A 15,092-nucleotide genomic window follows, 5' to 3' on the forward strand; every position below is an offset into this window, starting at 1 on the left:
TATGATTTCTTTGAATTTCCTATAAGAAAATAAAAAAGGCTGCAAGTTTTATTTTGCAGCCTTTCGTTTTGAGATATTTTGCTTAGTTGAGCGTGATTTCCAGTGCCAGACCTCTCAACTCGTGTACTAATACGTTGAAAGATTCCGGTACATTCGGCTCTGGTAAGTTTTCTCCTTTTACAATGGCTTCGTAAGCTTTTGCTCTACCCACTACGTCATCCGACTTCACCGTCAAGATTTCACGCAATACGTGAGAAGCACCAAAGGCTTCGAGCGCCCAAACCTCCATCTCACCAAAACGCTGACCACCAAACTGGGCTTTACCTCCCAATGGTTGTTGAGTAATGAGTGAGTAAGGGCCGATAGAACGGGCGTGCATCTTATCATCCACCAAGTGACCGAGTTTCAGCATGTAAATCACCCCTACGGTTACCGGTTGATCAAATCGTTCTCCACTCAAACCGTCATGCAAGTAAGTACGGCCAAACGGAGGCAAGCCTGCATCTGCCAATTCTTTGGAAACCTCATCTTCGGTAGCTCCATCGAAAATCGGAGTAGCGTATTTTTTACCCAATTTCAATCCGGCCCAACCAAGGATGGTTTCATAGATTTGTCCGATGTTCATCCGCGAAGGTACACCTAATGGGTTTAGTACGATATCCACGGTGCTACCATCGGCTAAGAACGGCATATCTTCGTCACGAACGATTTTGGCTACAACCCCTTTGTTACCGTGACGGCCTGCCATCTTATCACCTACTTTCAGTTTACGTTTCTTCGCTACATAAACTTTCGCAAGTTTTACGATACCGGCTGGTAATTCGTCACCTACTTCCAAAGTAAAGCGCTCACGCTTGAACGTACCGGTGAGCTCGTTACGCTTTTTATTGTAGTTTTTCACCAGATGTAGGATCATATCGTTGATCTCTTCATCATCGGTCCAGTTATCCAGTACTAAGTCACCCAGTAAGTTTGCTTCTTCCGGTACATTGTAAGTACTTTCATCTCTGAAGGGGTTCTTTTCAGGGAAGAGGTTTTCTTTGATATTCAAATCAGAGAATTTCACTCCTTTACTCATGATTTCCTCCCCAAACTTATGTCGGATTCCTTGACAAGTCTTATTAACGAGTAGCTCGATTAATTTTCTCAGCGCTTTGTCGCGTAGGCCTAGTAAGTCTCTACTGTATCTTGCTTTGAGCTGCTCAACTTCTTTTTTCGCCTTCGCTCTTAAATCTTTATCTTTTTTCGGACGGGAGAATAGCTTGGTATCAATGACGACTCCTCTTAAGGAAGGTGATGCTTTCATAGAGGCATCTTTTACGTCTCCAGCTTTGTCACCGAAGATGGCGCGGAGAAGTTTTTCTTCAGGAGTAGGGTCGCTTTCTCCTTTTGGAGTGATTTTACCAATCAGAATATCCCCTTCTCTAATCTCAGCTCCGACACGGATGATACCATTCTCATCCAAGTTTTTCACTGCCTCTTCACTGACGTTAGGAATTTCAGAGGTTAATTCTTCTTCTCCTCGTTTGGTATCTCGTACTTCCAGTTCAAACTCTTCGATATGAACAGAAGTAAAGATATCATCCCGAACTACTTTTTCGGAGATTACAATCGCATCCTCAAAGTTATATCCTTGCCAAGGCATAAACGCCACGGTCAGGTTTCTACCAAGAGCCAGTTCTCCTTTATCGGTTGCGTATCCATCACAAAGAACTTGTCCTTTTTTCACCCGATCATTTCGCTTCACCAATGGTTTCAGGTTGATACAAGTATCTTGGTTGGTTCTTTGGAATTTCGTCAAGTAATGGGTCATTACTTCGTCCTCAAAGCTCACCAGCCTTTCGTTGTCGGTTAAGTCGTAGCGGATTTTGATTTTTTCCGCATCCACAAATACAACAACACCGTCAGCCAGTGCGGTAAGCACCGTTTTAGAATCCAATGCTACACGGCCTTCCAGTCCGGTACCTACGATAGGAGCTTGCGGACGTAATAAAGGAACTGCTTGACGTTGCATGTTTGATCCCATCAAAGCCCGGTTGGCATCATCATGTTCCAAGAAAGGAATCAAAGAGGCCGCAACCGACACAATTTGGTTAGGAGCAATGTCCATGTAAGTCAGTTCATTAGGCTCTACCACAGGGAAGTCACCTTCCAGACGGGCTTTTACCCTATCATTGACAAATTGCCCTCCTTCCGTAATCGGAGCGTTTGCCTGGGCAATATTGTGGGTATCTTCTTCTTCCGCACTTAAGTATTCCACATCGGTACCCATGTCCACTTTACCGTCATTTACTTTCCGGTAAGGTGTTTCGATGAATCCCATGGAGTTAATTTTGGCGTAGACACACAGGGAAGAAATCAAACCAATGTTCGGTCCTTCCGGTGTCTCAATAGTACAAAGACGACCGTAGTGCGTATAGTGAACGTCACGAACTTCGAAACCGGCTCTCTCTCTGGAAAGACCTCCCGGACCCAAAGCAGAAACTCTTCGTTTATGGGTAATTTCAGCCAGAGGGTTGGTCTGGTCCATAAACTGAGATAATTGGTTGGTTCCGAAGAATGAGTTGATCACAGAAGAGAGAGTACGGGCATTGATCAAATCGACTGGTTTGAAGTCTTCATTGTCCCGTACGTTCATTCTTTCTTTGATGGTACGCGCCATACGTGCTAAACCGACACCAAATTGGCTGTACAATTGCTCTCCTACCGTCCGTACCCGTCTGTTACTCAAGTGGTCAATATCATCGACAACCGCTTTAGAGTTGATCAAGGTGATCAAGAACTTCACGATACTAATGATATCTACTTTTGTCAGCACCTTAGTATCAATTGCCAAATCTAATTTCAGCTTTTTGTTGATACGGTATCTACCTACTTCACCAAGGTCGTAACGCTTATCACTAAAGAACAGGTTTTGGATAATCTCACGGGCTGTGGCCTCGTCAGGAGCTTCAGTATTTCTAAGTTGACGATAAATTTGCTCTACAGCTTCTTTTTCAGAGTTTGAATTATCTTTTTGAAGTGTATTGTAAATAATCGTATAATCCGCAATGTTGATATCATCTCGGTGCAAGATGATTGACTTGGAACCGGAGTCGAGAATGGTTTCGATATCTTCTTTTTCGATTACCGAGTCGCGCTCCAGAAGAACTTCATTCCGGTCGATAGAGACTACCTCACCGGTATCTTCGTCCACAAAGTCCTCTGTCCATGTTTTCAGAACTCTGGCAGCCAATTTTCTACCAACTACTTTTTTCAAGTCGTTCTCGGTAGCATTGACTTCTTCGGAAAGTTCGAAGAGATCCAAAATATCTTTATCAGTTCCGTAGCCAATGGCTCTCAGAAGGGTGGTTACCGGGAATTTCTTTTTCCGGTCGATGTAAGCATACATAACGTTGTTTACATCGGTAGCAAATTCGATCCAAGACCCTTTGAAAGGAATGACCCGAGCAGAATAGAGTTTTGTTCCGTTGGTGTGCTTACTTTGGGCAAAGAACACTCCCGGAGACCGGTGCAATTGAGAAACAATTACCCGTTCGGCACCATTGATTACGAAAGAACCCTTTTTGGTCATATAAGGGATATTTCCCAGAAAGACCTCTTGCTCGATAGTTTCGAAGTCCTCGTTGTCCTCATCGTTACAAGAAAGTCGGAGCTTGGCTTTTAGCGGTACAGAATAAGTAAGTCCCCGGTCGATACACTCATCAACATTGTATTTTGGTGGATCTATAGTATAATCTATAAATTCAAGTACAAAGTTTTCTCTGGAATCGCTAATCGGAAAGTTCTCGGCAAATACTTTGTAGAGTCCTTCTTGCTGCCTTTTTTCGGGCGGAGTTTCCAGTTGAAAAAAGTCGCTGAAAGACCTGAGCTGCACATCAAGAAAGTCTGGGTAGTCCAACACTTTTTTAATGGAGGCAAAGTTTTTTCTCTCGTTATTACTCGTAGCCAAGGCGTTAAAGTTTTTTAAGTTTTAAAAATATAAACTATAGCCAAAATGCTTGATTTCCAGTGAGATGAAAACCAAAAAGGGCGTAGATATTGCAAAATAGATCGCAAAATTATGCAATATCTGCCTGAAATCCAATAGAAATCAGTCATTTATGAGAAATGCTTGATTCCTCAATGACAGGGGTGGTGAATTCCGGCCTTGAAAAGTGTGGGCGATTTTGAAATAAAAATACAGGTATTTAAAAATACTTCCTGCGATAAACAGCAGTAATTTACAAAAAAAATGTTTGGCTATCTCTATATAGATGGGAAAACTATTTATCTTCAAACTTAAGGACCACTACATATTCCTTTCCTTTCCATTCGGGGTTGAACTTGCGTAAGTTGGCCAGAGCAAGGTTTTCGGCTTGCTTGTAGGATTTGCAGCCCAAGGCTCCTCCAAAAATTGCCAGGTTGGCTCCGTCTTCCGTTTTGATGGACGATTTGAGAACAATGCCATAGCCTTTGCCATTGGTAGAAGTGTATTTGAAAATATGCTGCTCATCATTCACTAATTCTTGTAGCTTTTGCTTTGTCAGGTATTCAGCTTCTTGCTGATTGGGCATTCCACGCATGCACATGTAATCACCCATACCTTTGTTTTCGTTTTTGTAAACGAACAAAGCAGACTGTGCCAAGGAGTATGTTTGTAAGCCTAGTATCGAAATTAGGGTAATAATACCTACTTTAGCCAGTGTTTTCATAGCGCTATAAGTGATGTTTGTAAATGGTAAATATCGGTGATTGTGTTTACTATTTAAACAAATAAGCTAATAATAAAATTGTATTGCTAATATAATAAACAATGTTTATATATTGAAATTTTTTTGTTAAAAATATAAACATAATATATTCTCTTTATGCAAAAATTCATTTTAGGTGCCGGAGCAATCATGGCAATGTTAGCGGTTATCCTGGGGGCATTTGGCGCTCATGCTTTGGAGAGCTATTTAGTGGAAAACAACCGTTTGGAAACCTACAAAACGGCTGTTAACTATCAGTTTTACCATGCCCTGGGTTTGTTGGCGGTAGGTTTATTTTATACTTACAGGCCTGTAAGTTTGACCGAGTGGGCAGGTTTGGCTCTTTTGGGGGGAATCGTTATTTTCTCAGGTTCTTTATATGCACTTTGTTTTACGGGAATCCGTATGTTAGGAGCTATCACTCCTATTGGAGGTGTTTTATTTATCGTGGGATGGTTTTGCTTTTTCTTAAGCATTTGGAATATGAAAGGAGATGGGTGATCCCATGTACTCAGTGGTAATTCCAGTTTATAATAGTGCAGAAACCTTAAGACCTCTTTTACGAGAACTAACCGGCTTTTTTGAGAGAAATGCTTTGTCTTATGAGGTGATCATGGTGGATGATGGAAGTGAGGACGATAGTTGGGGGCAGATTTGCCAGTTGAAAACAGAATGCCCCGTATTGACAGGGATCAAATTAAGGCAAAACTCCGGACAGCATCCTGCCACCTTTTTAGGTGGGCAAATGGCTCAGGGCAAGTGGGTGATTACTCTGGATGATGATTTGCAGGTGGCCCCACAAGAAATAGGTGGTTTGATCCGAAAGCAAGCGCAAACTAATGCTACTATTGTATATGGTTATTACCCGGAAAAGAAGCACTCTTTCTTACGCAATAAAAGTAGTAATTGGTTCAACGTCCTTTTGCGAATCCGGTATTCCTATGAATATTCGGTAAGCTCTTTCCGGCTCATCAAGAAAGACTTGTTTCCACCCTTGTCAACGCCTTTTACTGAAAGGCTTTTGGAGTTGTTTCTTTTGAAAAAAACGCCTTACATTGGTTTTGCTGCTATTAAACATCAAGACAGAAAAATTGGAAAATCGGGATACCACTGGGGAAAGCTATTTCAATTGTTTTTTTGGGTATTGATGGATGTGTTACGCCTACCTTCTTTTTATAAAAAACGATTCGAAATTGCTGAAAAGCTTTAAAGCATGTTTAAATTTTACCCTTACTACTATTCGGAGAACCCTAAACGGAGAATTTTTACCGCCAAAAAAGAATTTTAAACATGCTCTTAGCTGATTATTTGTTTGGCAAGGGGCTTCCTGATTAATTTCGCAGAGTGAATATTAAAAACAGAGAAAGGTCATGACAAAAGAAGAGTTAAAGCAGAATCTAGATAAGATAAACGCTGAATTAGCCGGTTTTTCTTGCCAGTTGATTGCCGTTAGCAAAACAAAACCTATTCCTCTGTTGCAAGATGCATATGCCCTCGGTATCAGAGTGTTTGGCGAAAATAAAGTACAAGAGCTGGTCGAAAAGCATGAAGTGTTGCCTAAGGATATTTCCTGGCATATGATTGGGCATTTACAGACAAACAAGGTAAAATACATCGCTCCTTTTGTCTCATTGATTCATTCGGTAGATAGTTTTAAGTTGTTAAAAGAAATCAATAAGCGTGGTAAACAAAACGAACGGAAAATCTCTTGTTTGTTACAAATACATATAGCCGAGGAAGAGACTAAGTTTGGTCTGAGTAAAGAAGAAGTCATAGATATTCTTCGTTCAGAGGAATTTGCCAAGATGGAAAATGTAAAGGTAGTGGGCGTAATGGGAATGGCAACTCATACTGAGAACTTAGAGCAGGTGCGGAGTGAATTCAGAGGGTTAAAAGAAACTTTTGACGAGCTTCAACAGCATTATACAGCCCCCAATATTGATTGGCAGGAGGTGTCGATGGGTATGAGTGGCGACTATCAGATAGCAGCTGAAGAAGGAAGTACTATGGTAAGAGTGGGCAGTTCAATATTTGGAGCACGAAATTATGCAAAGTAAATAAAGCTATTTAATTGCATGTAAAAATAGATAAAGCTCGTCCGGTCAGGCGAGCTTTATGTGTTTTTGTTGTGAATGTTTTCGGAGGTTGTCTTGTAATTGTGATTTGTCACCATCGAGCATATACACGTATTCCAAAGAGTGTCGGCTACCGTTTTTCAATGTAAATGAAGCATATGAGGGAAGCAATTCGATGGCTTCAACGTTGTTCCACAAAATGATTTCCGGGGCTTTGAAGCGACTGAGCTTGAACTGGATTTTTTCTTCATCTACTACGACAAATACATTTCCCAGTTTGGGTACAACAAAATAAGCAACAATGATAAATGCAGGGATAAAAATATTAAATCCTAAGCCAAAGAGGGTTTTGAAGTCGGGGGAAGCGTTTTGAAGAATGTTCCACATTTCCCAAATGTTCATTCCTAAAAAAACAATGGTAATACTAAAGGTGAATATTTTTAAGGCTAGTTGCCTGTGCAAGATCGTTTTAGTTAGATCTAACTTGAAGTGTTGCATGCCCAAGGATATTTAAATTTAGGTTTAATTTCTAGTATACGGGAATTCGTAAAGGAGGGTTTTGGCAAGCATAAAAAAGCCGTTTTGCAAGAAAGCAAAACGGCTTTTTTAGAAATATAGACTTCGGAAGGCTTAGCTTTTAGCAGCTGCATCTGCACTTTCTTCTTCTTCGGGAAGTGGCTCTCCTTTGAATTTAGCAATGATTTTGCTTTCTAATTCTTCCATTAATTCAGGGTTGTCTTTGATCAACTCTTTTACGGTTTCTCTTCCCTGACCCAGTTTGGTACTTTTGTAAGAGAACCAAGAACCTGATTTTTTAACAATTTCCTGATCTACGGCCATATCCAATACTTCTCCAGCCCGTGAAATTCCTTCGCCATACAGAATGTCGAATTCCACTTGTTTGAAAGGAGGAGCTACTTTGTTTTTCTGTACTTTTACACGGGTACGGTTTCCGGTGATGTTATCAGCCGATTCTTTGATCGCACCAATTCTCCGGATATCTAACCGTACTGACGCATAATATTTCAGTGCATTACCCCCGGTAGTGGTTTCAGGGTTACCAAACATTACCCCGATTTTTTCCCTCAATTGGTTGATGAAAATACAGCAGCAATTGGTTTTATTGATTGCTCCGGTGAGTTTTCTCAATGCTTGTGACATCAAACGGGCTTGAAGTCCCATTTTGCTGTCACCCATTTCTCCTTCTAATTCTGCCTTGGGAACCAAAGCTGCCACAGAGTCAATGACTATAATGTCAAGTGCTCCTGAACGAACCAAATGTTCTGCGATTTCCAGCGCTTGTTCCCCATGATCGGGTTGTGAAATGAGTAAGTTATCCAGGTCAATACCTAGTTTTTCTGCATAAACTCTATCAAAAGCGTGCTCAGCATCAATAAAGGCCGCCATGCCTCCTTGCTTTTGGGCTTCTGCAATGGCATGCATCGCTAGTGTGGTTTTACCTGATGATTCAGGTCCATAAACTTCAATAATACGTCCTCTGGGAAATCCGCCAATGCCTAAAGCCAAGTCCAAACTTAACGATCCTGTAGAGATGCAAGGAACATCCACTACATTGTCGTCAGTAAGTTTCATGATAGTACCTTTTCCGTAAGATTTCTCTAACTTACTGATGGTGATTTCCAGCGCTTTTATTTTTTCTTGTTTTTCGTTATCAGCCATAATTTTCCAATTTGCGAACGGTGTCGTTTATGAATATAAAGTTTAAGAATGTAACTTAAGTAAAGTTTTGTGATTATTTCCAATTTGCTTATAAAATTAGCAAATGTTTATATTTTGTTAAATTGTTTTCTCAAAAAAGTAATAGGTCTTTTAAAAAATGTTTTTGAAGAAGAGACTTCTGAAGCTCAAAAAACTTCAGAAGTCTGGTTTGTTATGTCTCATTCAACTAACAATTAAACCTAAGAACACTTCAAAAGTAGCAGGGCAGGCCGTAAGCTATTTACGGTCTGATTTTTTTGTGTTATTTTTCACGAATATTTCTAAAATTATCTAGTAAGACCAAGTCCTGAATGAAACGACTGTTCCTGTTTTATCTCCTTCTTTTTTATGCGTTTACAGCATTTTCGCAATCGGATAACTCACTGTTTTACGAGTCTAAACCACTGGACTCCACCTATTACAAAGAGCTTCATTTGAAAATAGATGCCTTCGGTTATTTTAAGAATAATGAATACTTTGGCCCGATTGAAAGTGGCTACACTTTATTTGGTTATCAATTTCTTCCGAAAGTAACTTACTATCCTTCGCCAAATCTCTTGATAGAGGGCGGACTGTTTTTGCAAAAAGAGTTCGGAGAAGATGACTTCACCAAAATAAGGCCTATCTTTTCTTTGAAATACAAGAAAAAATATTTTTCCATGATTTTCGGAAACTTGGAAGGAGGGTTGGGACATAAACTGCTCGAACCGGTTTATGACTTTGAAAGAGGAATTCAAAACCGGTTGGAAAGTGGTTTGCAGTTTAAATATGACCATCCCAGGTGGTATATGGACTTATGGGTAGATTGGCGAAATTCCATTTTTAAAGGTTCAACGGAACAAGAGGAGATTTCCAGTGGCTTGTATACGTCTTATAGTTTAGTACATACCGACAAGTTTCAATTCAGGCCGGTTTTACAAGGAAACTTTTATCATAAAGGAGGGCAAGTCAACCAGTCTTCCGCAGAGGTGGCCACCGTAATGAATTTTGCGGCAGGCTTAAGGTTCAACTTTTCGTTTGGAGAGGGCATTGTAAAAAGCCTGCAATTGGACGGGTACCTTTTATCTTATTCAACGGATAGTGAAAGTGCAGACCCGTCAGAGGGAGAGGCTTTGTATACTAATGCTTATTTAAAAGGTAAATGGCTGGATGTAATGGTGAGTTATTGGTCAAGTGAAAATTATTTAAGCCCTATTGGAGGAGGCTTATACACTTCCAATAGTAAAGTACCAGAGACCCCACAGCTCATTCAGCCGAACAGGGAATTGTTATTTGTACGGTTATTCAAGCCCTTCAAATTAGGACAAGATTTGAAGGCCGAAGTGCGTTTTGAGCCGTACTATGATTTCAACAATGAATTGTTTGAATACAGTTTTGGCTTTTATCTCAGAATGCCCCTTGATTTTACTTTGGGAAAGCTTAAATAAATTGCCGAAATGGAAGACAGGAGTGAAAGAGAGGTATTTTCTAAATGTTAAGAAATATTAAATAACTAAATGGTTCACAGGCAAATTTCTAATTTAAAGGGACAAAAGTTACTTTTGTAAGCGCCTAAAAATTAAATAAACATGAGTGAAGTCGTAGCAAAAAGTTCTCTTCATGAGAAAATTAATACTGTTTTTGAGGAAGTTGGAAAAGTTGTAGTTGGACAAAAGTACATGGTCAACCGGCTTTTGGTTGGTTTGTTTACCAACGGACACGTGCTGTTAGAAGGGGTGCCAGGTTTGGCTAAAACGTTAACAGTTAACACCCTTTCCAAAGTATTGCACCTGGATTTTCAACGGATACAATTTACCCCTGACTTGTTGCCATCGGATTTGATCGGAACCATGGTATACAATCAACGGGAAGCGAATTTCGAAGTAAAGAAAGGGCCTATTTTCTCGAACCTGATTTTGGCGGATGAGGTGAACCGTTCACCGGCTAAGGTGCAATCCGCTCTGTTGGAAGCCATGCAGGAGAAGCAAGTCACGATCGGAGAAACGACCTTTTTGTTAGATAAACCTTTTTTGGTGCTTGCAACCCAGAACCCCGTAGAGCAAGAAGGTACTTACCCGCTTCCCGAAGCACAGGTAGACCGTTTTATGCTCAAAGTGTTTATTGACTATCCTGAAAAGGAGTCAGAGCTGGAAGTGATGCGAAGGATGTCAAACCTGAGTTTTTCCGGAGAAGTAAAAACGGTTCTGTCAAAAGAAGATGTTTTTGCGATTCGTGATGCAGTCAATGGTGTACAGATATCCCCGTCATTGGAAGAGTATATCATTGAGTTGGTATTTGCCACTCGTAAGCCTCAGGAATATGGCTTGAAACAAGAAAGTGAATATATCCACTTTGGGGCATCGCCCAGGGCAAGTATTAATTTACACAGGGCTGCAAAGGCGGTTGCTTTTATGGAAGGGCGTGATTATGTATTGCCAGAGGATATAAAGGAGATTGCTTACGATGTGTTGAACCACCGGATTTTGTTGAATTATGAGGCGGAAGCAGATGGTGTGACGACCAAAGATATTATTGAAAGTATCTTGAATAAGGTGAAAATCAACAAGTAATTTTCTGATAAAGAAATTGCCTGAAGGATAAAACCCGCTTCGGAATAGTTCGAAGCGGGTTTTTTATTGGGAGCACTGAAGCTGGCTTTCTTGATGAAAGTTAAGATATTAGCAACAAAATTTTGATCAACTAATAAGTAGAGAATGTCTATGGAAGAGTATGGGAAACTATATGTGGTGCCTACCCCCATTGGGAACCTGGAAGATATAACCTTAAGAGCCATTAAGGTACTGAAAGAGGTGGAGTTGATACTTGCTGAAGATACTCGCAAAACCGGAATTCTTTTAAAGCATTTGGAAATACAAAAACAGGTATTTAGCCATCATAGTTTTAATGAACATAAAACGTCCAAAAGTATTGTGGAACGGTTGCTGTCAGGAAATACCATTGCATTGGTTTCGGATGCCGGCACCCCGGTCATTTCCGACCCCGGTTTTTTTCTGGTGAGAGAATGTTTGGAGAATGGCATTAACGTAGAGTGTTTGCCAGGGCCTACTGCGTTTGTTCCTGCGCTTGTGAATTCCGGCCTTCCTGCCGACCGTTTTACCTTTGAAGGGTTTTTACCTCATAAAAAAGGACGTTCGAAAAGAATCGAAGGCTTGAAAGAAGAAGACCGGACAATGGTTTTTTATGAGTCTCCTTTCAGATTAGTGAAAACGTTAGAGCAACTGAAAGAAGCCTTTGGCAGTGAACGCAGGGCTTCAGTGTCCAGAGAATTGAGTAAACTATACGAAGAAAATGTACAAGGGACATTGGAGGAGTTAGTTACTTATTTTTCAAGTAAGACCGTGAAAGGAGAGATTGTGTTGGTGGTAGAAGGATGTAAAAACTAAGCCAAATTGATCTGTGTCTGGCAAAACCGTATCGAATCAATGATTAAAAATATAGAACATTTTCGAAAGCACAAGTTTTACCCGTTGTTGCTTTCTGCTTTGACCGGGGGGCTTTTATCTTTAGCATGGTACCCTCCCTTGACACCTTTGGTTTTTATTGCTTTAGTCCCTTTGTTAGAATTAGAGCGGACTGTGTCTCAGCATTATCCCAAATGGCCCAAGTTGACCCTTTTCCTGTACACATATTTGGGCTTCCTGTTGTGGAATATTGGGGTGTATTGGTGGTTATGGAATGCTTCCGGTTGGATGACTTTGGCTGCCTGGGGAGCGAATGCCGCGTTACAATCTTTGCCGGTGTTGGTATACCAGATCATCAAAAAAAGATCCGGAGGGCGGTACCATTATTTGGCTTTTGTGACGAGTTGGCTGTCCTTTGAGTATCTACATTTACATTGGGATTTGTCATGGGTGTGGATGAATATGGGAAATGTATTTCACCGTTTTCCGGAGTGGGTACAGTGGTACGAATATACGGGGAGCTTTGGCGGGGCTTTATGGGTGTTGGTTGCAAATATATTTGCCTATAGAATATGGTCGGAAAAAAGGGCTAAGGTTCAATTTGCTATGACTATTATTTTCCCTCTGGTGGCTTCGTACTACGTGTATTTTACTTATGAAGAACAAGGGGCACCCGTAGAGGTGGTGGTGGTACAGCCTAATTTGGATTGTTATCACGAAAAATTTACATACAACGCGAAAACCGGAGAGTCGAGCCAAGCAACCCATGTTCCTTACCCGGAACAGGTAGACCGTTTGTTGAAGCTATCCGGTGAACAGATTTCGCCAAATACGCAATTTGTCGCTTGGCCCGAAACGTCATTGCATGAGTACTTTAATGAAAAGAATGCCTTACTAAATGACGAGGTGCGTAAAGTCTATGATTATTTTAAAGAACAACAAGACCATGTTTCATTGGTGACGGGAGGGGATTCTTATATCACTTATGAGAAGGGCAAAGCACCGAAATTGGCGCGTTACCGGGAGAGTATGGGGTATTATGATGTTTTCAATACAGCTATGTTTATCGGAGATACGGATAGTTTGGGTTTCTATAGAAAATCCAAGTTGGTGATCGGGGCCGAAACTACACCTTTTGCGGAGTGGTTGTCTCCCGTTATTCTCAATTTTGGGGGAGTAAGCGGAAGGTTGGGTAGCCAGGAAGAAAGAGAAGTATTTGTCAACAGCCAAGGTGTTGCTGTAGCTCCGGTCATTTGTTATGAGTCGGTTTATGGAGAATTTGTGACGGAATATATCCATCAGGGAGCGAATTTAATATTCATTATTACAAATGACGGATGGTGGGGAGATACACCCGGGCATATACAACATTTATTGTATGGAGCTTTGAGGGCTATAGAAACCCGGAGAAGTATTGCCAGAGCTGCTAATACAGGTATTTCAGGGTTTATTAATCAAAAGGGAGAACTTACCCAAGTTTCAAAATATGATGAGATGATTGCCTTAAAGGCTGAAATTAAAGCGAATGATCAACAAACCTTTTATACGAAATATGGGGATTATTTAGGCAGGCTGGCAGCATTTATTGTGGGGTTAATGTTTGTATCTGCCTTTGTAATTAAAAGAATATCCTAAACCCAACTAAGTGGCATGCAGTATTGTAAGCCATTTTTCTACTTCTATTTAGTGGAGTGTTTGATAAATCTTATTAAACAAAGGAAGTTATTTGTAGAAATAAGTAAAAACATTTCTATTATCTTCTTAATAAAATAAACCCATAAGTAAGCTTATATAGAGGAAGGCGGGCGAAATCAAATCCTTTGCATGTGTTTGAGGAGGAGGTTCGGAGTATTTGATTTTATGAATTTCAGAAAGAGAGATAAAAAAAGAAAAGCCATTCCGTTTGGGGAATGGCTTTTTTTAGTATTTGTATTAATCTCTAGTAGTTTCTACCTGGGTTAATCATTGCACAACGGAAGCCGATAGTAGCAGTCGCTGAGTCTTCTTCTAAGTATCTACGAGTACCTGGAGCTAACCAGTAAGCTACGTCCTTCCAAGAACCGCCTTTGTAAACCCTTACATGGTTATCGATGAATGTAGTATAATTAGGTTTGTCATATACATAATCCCAATCAGTATCATCTAAGTAACCGTTTTTACGAACCGGGTTTAAGTCGTCAAAATCTTGGAAAGTAAGTGGACGGTAAACGTCTTCTACCCACTCATTCACATTACCAGCCATGTTATATAAACCAAAGTCATTTGGTGGGTTCTCATAGATCCAGCAAGTAACCATTGAGGCATCATTCAAGTTACCTCCAATACCGGCATAGTCACCTCTACCACGCTTAAAGTTCGCCATGAAGTTACCCATTTCTCTTCCGTAAGGGTTACGAGTTGAGTGACCATCCCAAGGATAGATTCTTCTATGACTGTGGTTCTCATCTAATTCCTGAACACCCACTAGCGCTTGGGCTGCATATTCCCACTCTGCTTCGGTAGGTAATCGGAAATTAGGCAATACTACACCGGATTCCAATGGAATTTGTTCGCCATTTTCAGCTGCTTCAACTTCTTCGTCAGTTCCGTTTTGCAAAGCAAGTACACGGTTGACCATAGAAGTTCTCCACTTACAGTAATTGTTTGCTTGAATCCAAGAAACACCTACCACAGGGAAGAATCTGAAACCTGGATACCTTAAGTAGTTATCAACGTAAGGATCATTAAATGCCAGTTCTCTGGCCCAAACGGTTGTATCGGGAAGAGCTTCTTCATAATATTGTTGTCCCGAATCCTGAGCATAGTGAAGGTATTCTAACCAGTGGATGTTAGCAACTTCAGTTTCATCCATAAAGAAAGAAGCTACGGTAACGGTTCTCTCAACATTATCATGAGTTTGTAGTAAATCTTCTTCAAACGAACCCAAAATTAACCGACCTCCTTCGATGTAGCGCATATCCGGAGCATCAGGAATTCCTTTGTAATCTCTTACAGCAAAGGAGTTTTCATCTTTCCCATTATATGCTAATCCTGTTTTCGTACTGGCTTTTCCTGGATTGTAACTGGTAGGCTGTTTGTCTTTTCTGCAGCCAGTAAGTACAACGGTAGCTATTATAGCAGCTACCAAAAAATTAACAGAAAACCTGAGATTGTTCATAATTTGG

At 40.6% G+C, this 15,092-nt stretch carries 12 protein-coding genes; 7 read left to right on the forward strand and 5 right to left on the reverse strand.

Translation table 11 applies throughout. The annotated features are described in order from the left end of the window. Positions 1 to 82: 82 nt before the first annotated feature. Both rpoB and AAG747_RS17065 read right to left on the reverse strand, forming a co-directional pair. The gene (gene rpoB, locus AAG747_RS17060; protein ID WP_346822416.1) at positions 83 to 3,952 is read right to left on the reverse strand and encodes a DNA-directed RNA polymerase subunit beta; all 3,870 of its coding nucleotides are present in this window, start codon (positions 3,950 to 3,952) and stop codon (positions 83 to 85) included. Positions 3,953 to 4,265: 313 nt separating this feature from the next. After that, positions 4,266 to 4,694, reverse strand: coding sequence for a hypothetical protein (locus AAG747_RS17065; protein ID WP_346822417.1), 429 nt, complete (start codon positions 4,692 to 4,694; stop codon positions 4,266 to 4,268). Between the two features lie 156 nt (positions 4,695 to 4,850). On the opposite strand from AAG747_RS17065, the gene AAG747_RS17070 reads away from it, so the two are divergent. The 3 genes from AAG747_RS17070 to AAG747_RS17080 all read left to right on the forward strand — a co-directional run bounded on the left by AAG747_RS17070 (position 4,851) and on the right by AAG747_RS17080 (position 6,790). Continuing rightward, positions 4,851 to 5,234: a DUF423 domain-containing protein gene (locus tag AAG747_RS17070; protein ID WP_346822418.1), complete on the forward strand. Its 384-nt coding sequence runs from the start codon at positions 4,851 to 4,853 to the stop codon at positions 5,232 to 5,234. 13 nt (positions 5,235 to 5,247) lie between these two features. After that, positions 5,248 to 5,943: a glycosyltransferase gene (locus tag AAG747_RS17075; RefSeq protein ID WP_346822419.1), complete on the forward strand. Its 696-nt coding sequence runs from the start codon at positions 5,248 to 5,250 to the stop codon at positions 5,941 to 5,943. Between the two features lie 160 nt (positions 5,944 to 6,103). Continuing rightward, entirely contained in the window at positions 6,104 to 6,790 is a 687-nt protein-coding gene (locus tag AAG747_RS17080; RefSeq protein ID WP_346822420.1) for a YggS family pyridoxal phosphate-dependent enzyme, read from the forward strand. A gap of 45 nt (positions 6,791 to 6,835) precedes the next feature. Here the strand turns inward: AAG747_RS17080 and AAG747_RS17085 are convergent, their stop codons facing one another. Then, complete coding sequence (locus tag AAG747_RS17085; protein WP_346822421.1) at positions 6,836 to 7,306, reverse strand: hypothetical protein; 471 nt, start codon at positions 7,304 to 7,306, stop codon at positions 6,836 to 6,838. A 132-nt stretch (positions 7,307 to 7,438) separates the two neighbouring features. Further along, positions 7,439 to 8,488, reverse strand: coding sequence for a recombinase RecA (recA, locus tag AAG747_RS17090; protein ID WP_346822422.1), 1,050 nt, complete (start codon positions 8,486 to 8,488; stop codon positions 7,439 to 7,441). Positions 8,489 to 8,838: 350 nt separating this feature from the next. Between recA and AAG747_RS17095 the strand changes: the two genes are divergently transcribed. The 4 genes from AAG747_RS17095 (at position 8,839) to lnt (ending at position 13,563) form a co-directional block, all read left to right on the forward strand. Beyond that, complete coding sequence (locus AAG747_RS17095; RefSeq protein WP_346822423.1) at positions 8,839 to 9,954, forward strand: hypothetical protein; 1,116 nt, start codon at positions 8,839 to 8,841, stop codon at positions 9,952 to 9,954. Positions 9,955 to 10,095: 141 nt separating this feature from the next. Continuing rightward, positions 10,096 to 11,076, forward strand: a complete 981-nt coding sequence (locus AAG747_RS17100; RefSeq protein WP_346822424.1) for an AAA family ATPase — start codon at positions 10,096 to 10,098, stop codon at positions 11,074 to 11,076. A gap of 150 nt (positions 11,077 to 11,226) precedes the next feature. Continuing rightward, positions 11,227 to 11,910, forward strand: coding sequence for a 16S rRNA (cytidine(1402)-2'-O)-methyltransferase (gene rsmI / locus AAG747_RS17105; RefSeq protein WP_430300659.1), 684 nt, complete (start codon positions 11,227 to 11,229; stop codon positions 11,908 to 11,910). Between the two features lie 39 nt (positions 11,911 to 11,949). Continuing rightward, positions 11,950 to 13,563 carry an apolipoprotein N-acyltransferase gene (gene lnt / locus AAG747_RS17110; RefSeq protein ID WP_346822426.1) on the forward strand — a complete coding sequence of 538 codons (1,614 nt, stop codon included), beginning with the start codon at positions 11,950 to 11,952 and terminating at the stop codon, positions 13,561 to 13,563. A 304-nt stretch (positions 13,564 to 13,867) separates the two neighbouring features. On the opposite strand, the gene gldJ is transcribed toward lnt, so the two are convergent. After that, positions 13,868 to 15,085 (reverse strand): gliding motility lipoprotein GldJ, encoded by a 1,218-nt coding sequence (gene gldJ / locus AAG747_RS17115; protein WP_346822427.1) that lies wholly within the window; start codon positions 15,083 to 15,085, stop codon positions 13,868 to 13,870. Positions 15,086 to 15,092 lie beyond the last annotated feature (7 nt).

Source organism: Rapidithrix thailandica (assembly GCF_039710355.1).
GTDB classification, from domain to species: domain Bacteria; phylum Bacteroidota; class Bacteroidia; order Cytophagales; family Flammeovirgaceae; genus Rapidithrix; species Rapidithrix thailandica.

Coding starts and splice junctions, on each gene's coding strand:
- AAG747_RS17080 (WP_346822420.1), top strand. CDS start 6,104: ATGACAAAAGAAGAGTTAAAGCAGAATCTAGATAAGATAAACGCTGAA.
- lnt (WP_346822426.1), top strand. CDS start 11,950: ATGATTAAAAATATAGAACATTTTCGAAAGCACAAGTTTTACCCGTTG.
- AAG747_RS17100 (WP_346822424.1), top strand. CDS start 10,096: ATGAGTGAAGTCGTAGCAAAAAGTTCTCTTCATGAGAAAATTAATACT.
- AAG747_RS17095 (WP_346822423.1), top strand. CDS start 8,839: ATGAAACGACTGTTCCTGTTTTATCTCCTTCTTTTTTATGCGTTTACA.
- recA (WP_346822422.1), bottom strand. CDS start 8,488: ATGGCTGATAACGAAAAACAAGAAAAAATAAAAGCGCTGGAAATCACC.
- AAG747_RS17065 (WP_346822417.1), bottom strand. CDS start 4,694: ATGAAAACACTGGCTAAAGTAGGTATTATTACCCTAATTTCGATACTA.
- AAG747_RS17085 (WP_346822421.1), bottom strand. CDS start 7,306: ATGCAACACTTCAAGTTAGATCTAACTAAAACGATCTTGCACAGGCAA.
- rsmI (WP_430300659.1), top strand. CDS start 11,227: ATGGAAGAGTATGGGAAACTATATGTGGTGCCTACCCCCATTGGGAAC.
- gldJ (WP_346822427.1), bottom strand. CDS start 15,085: ATGAACAATCTCAGGTTTTCTGTTAATTTTTTGGTAGCTGCTATAATA.
- AAG747_RS17070 (WP_346822418.1), top strand. CDS start 4,851: ATGCAAAAATTCATTTTAGGTGCCGGAGCAATCATGGCAATGTTAGCG.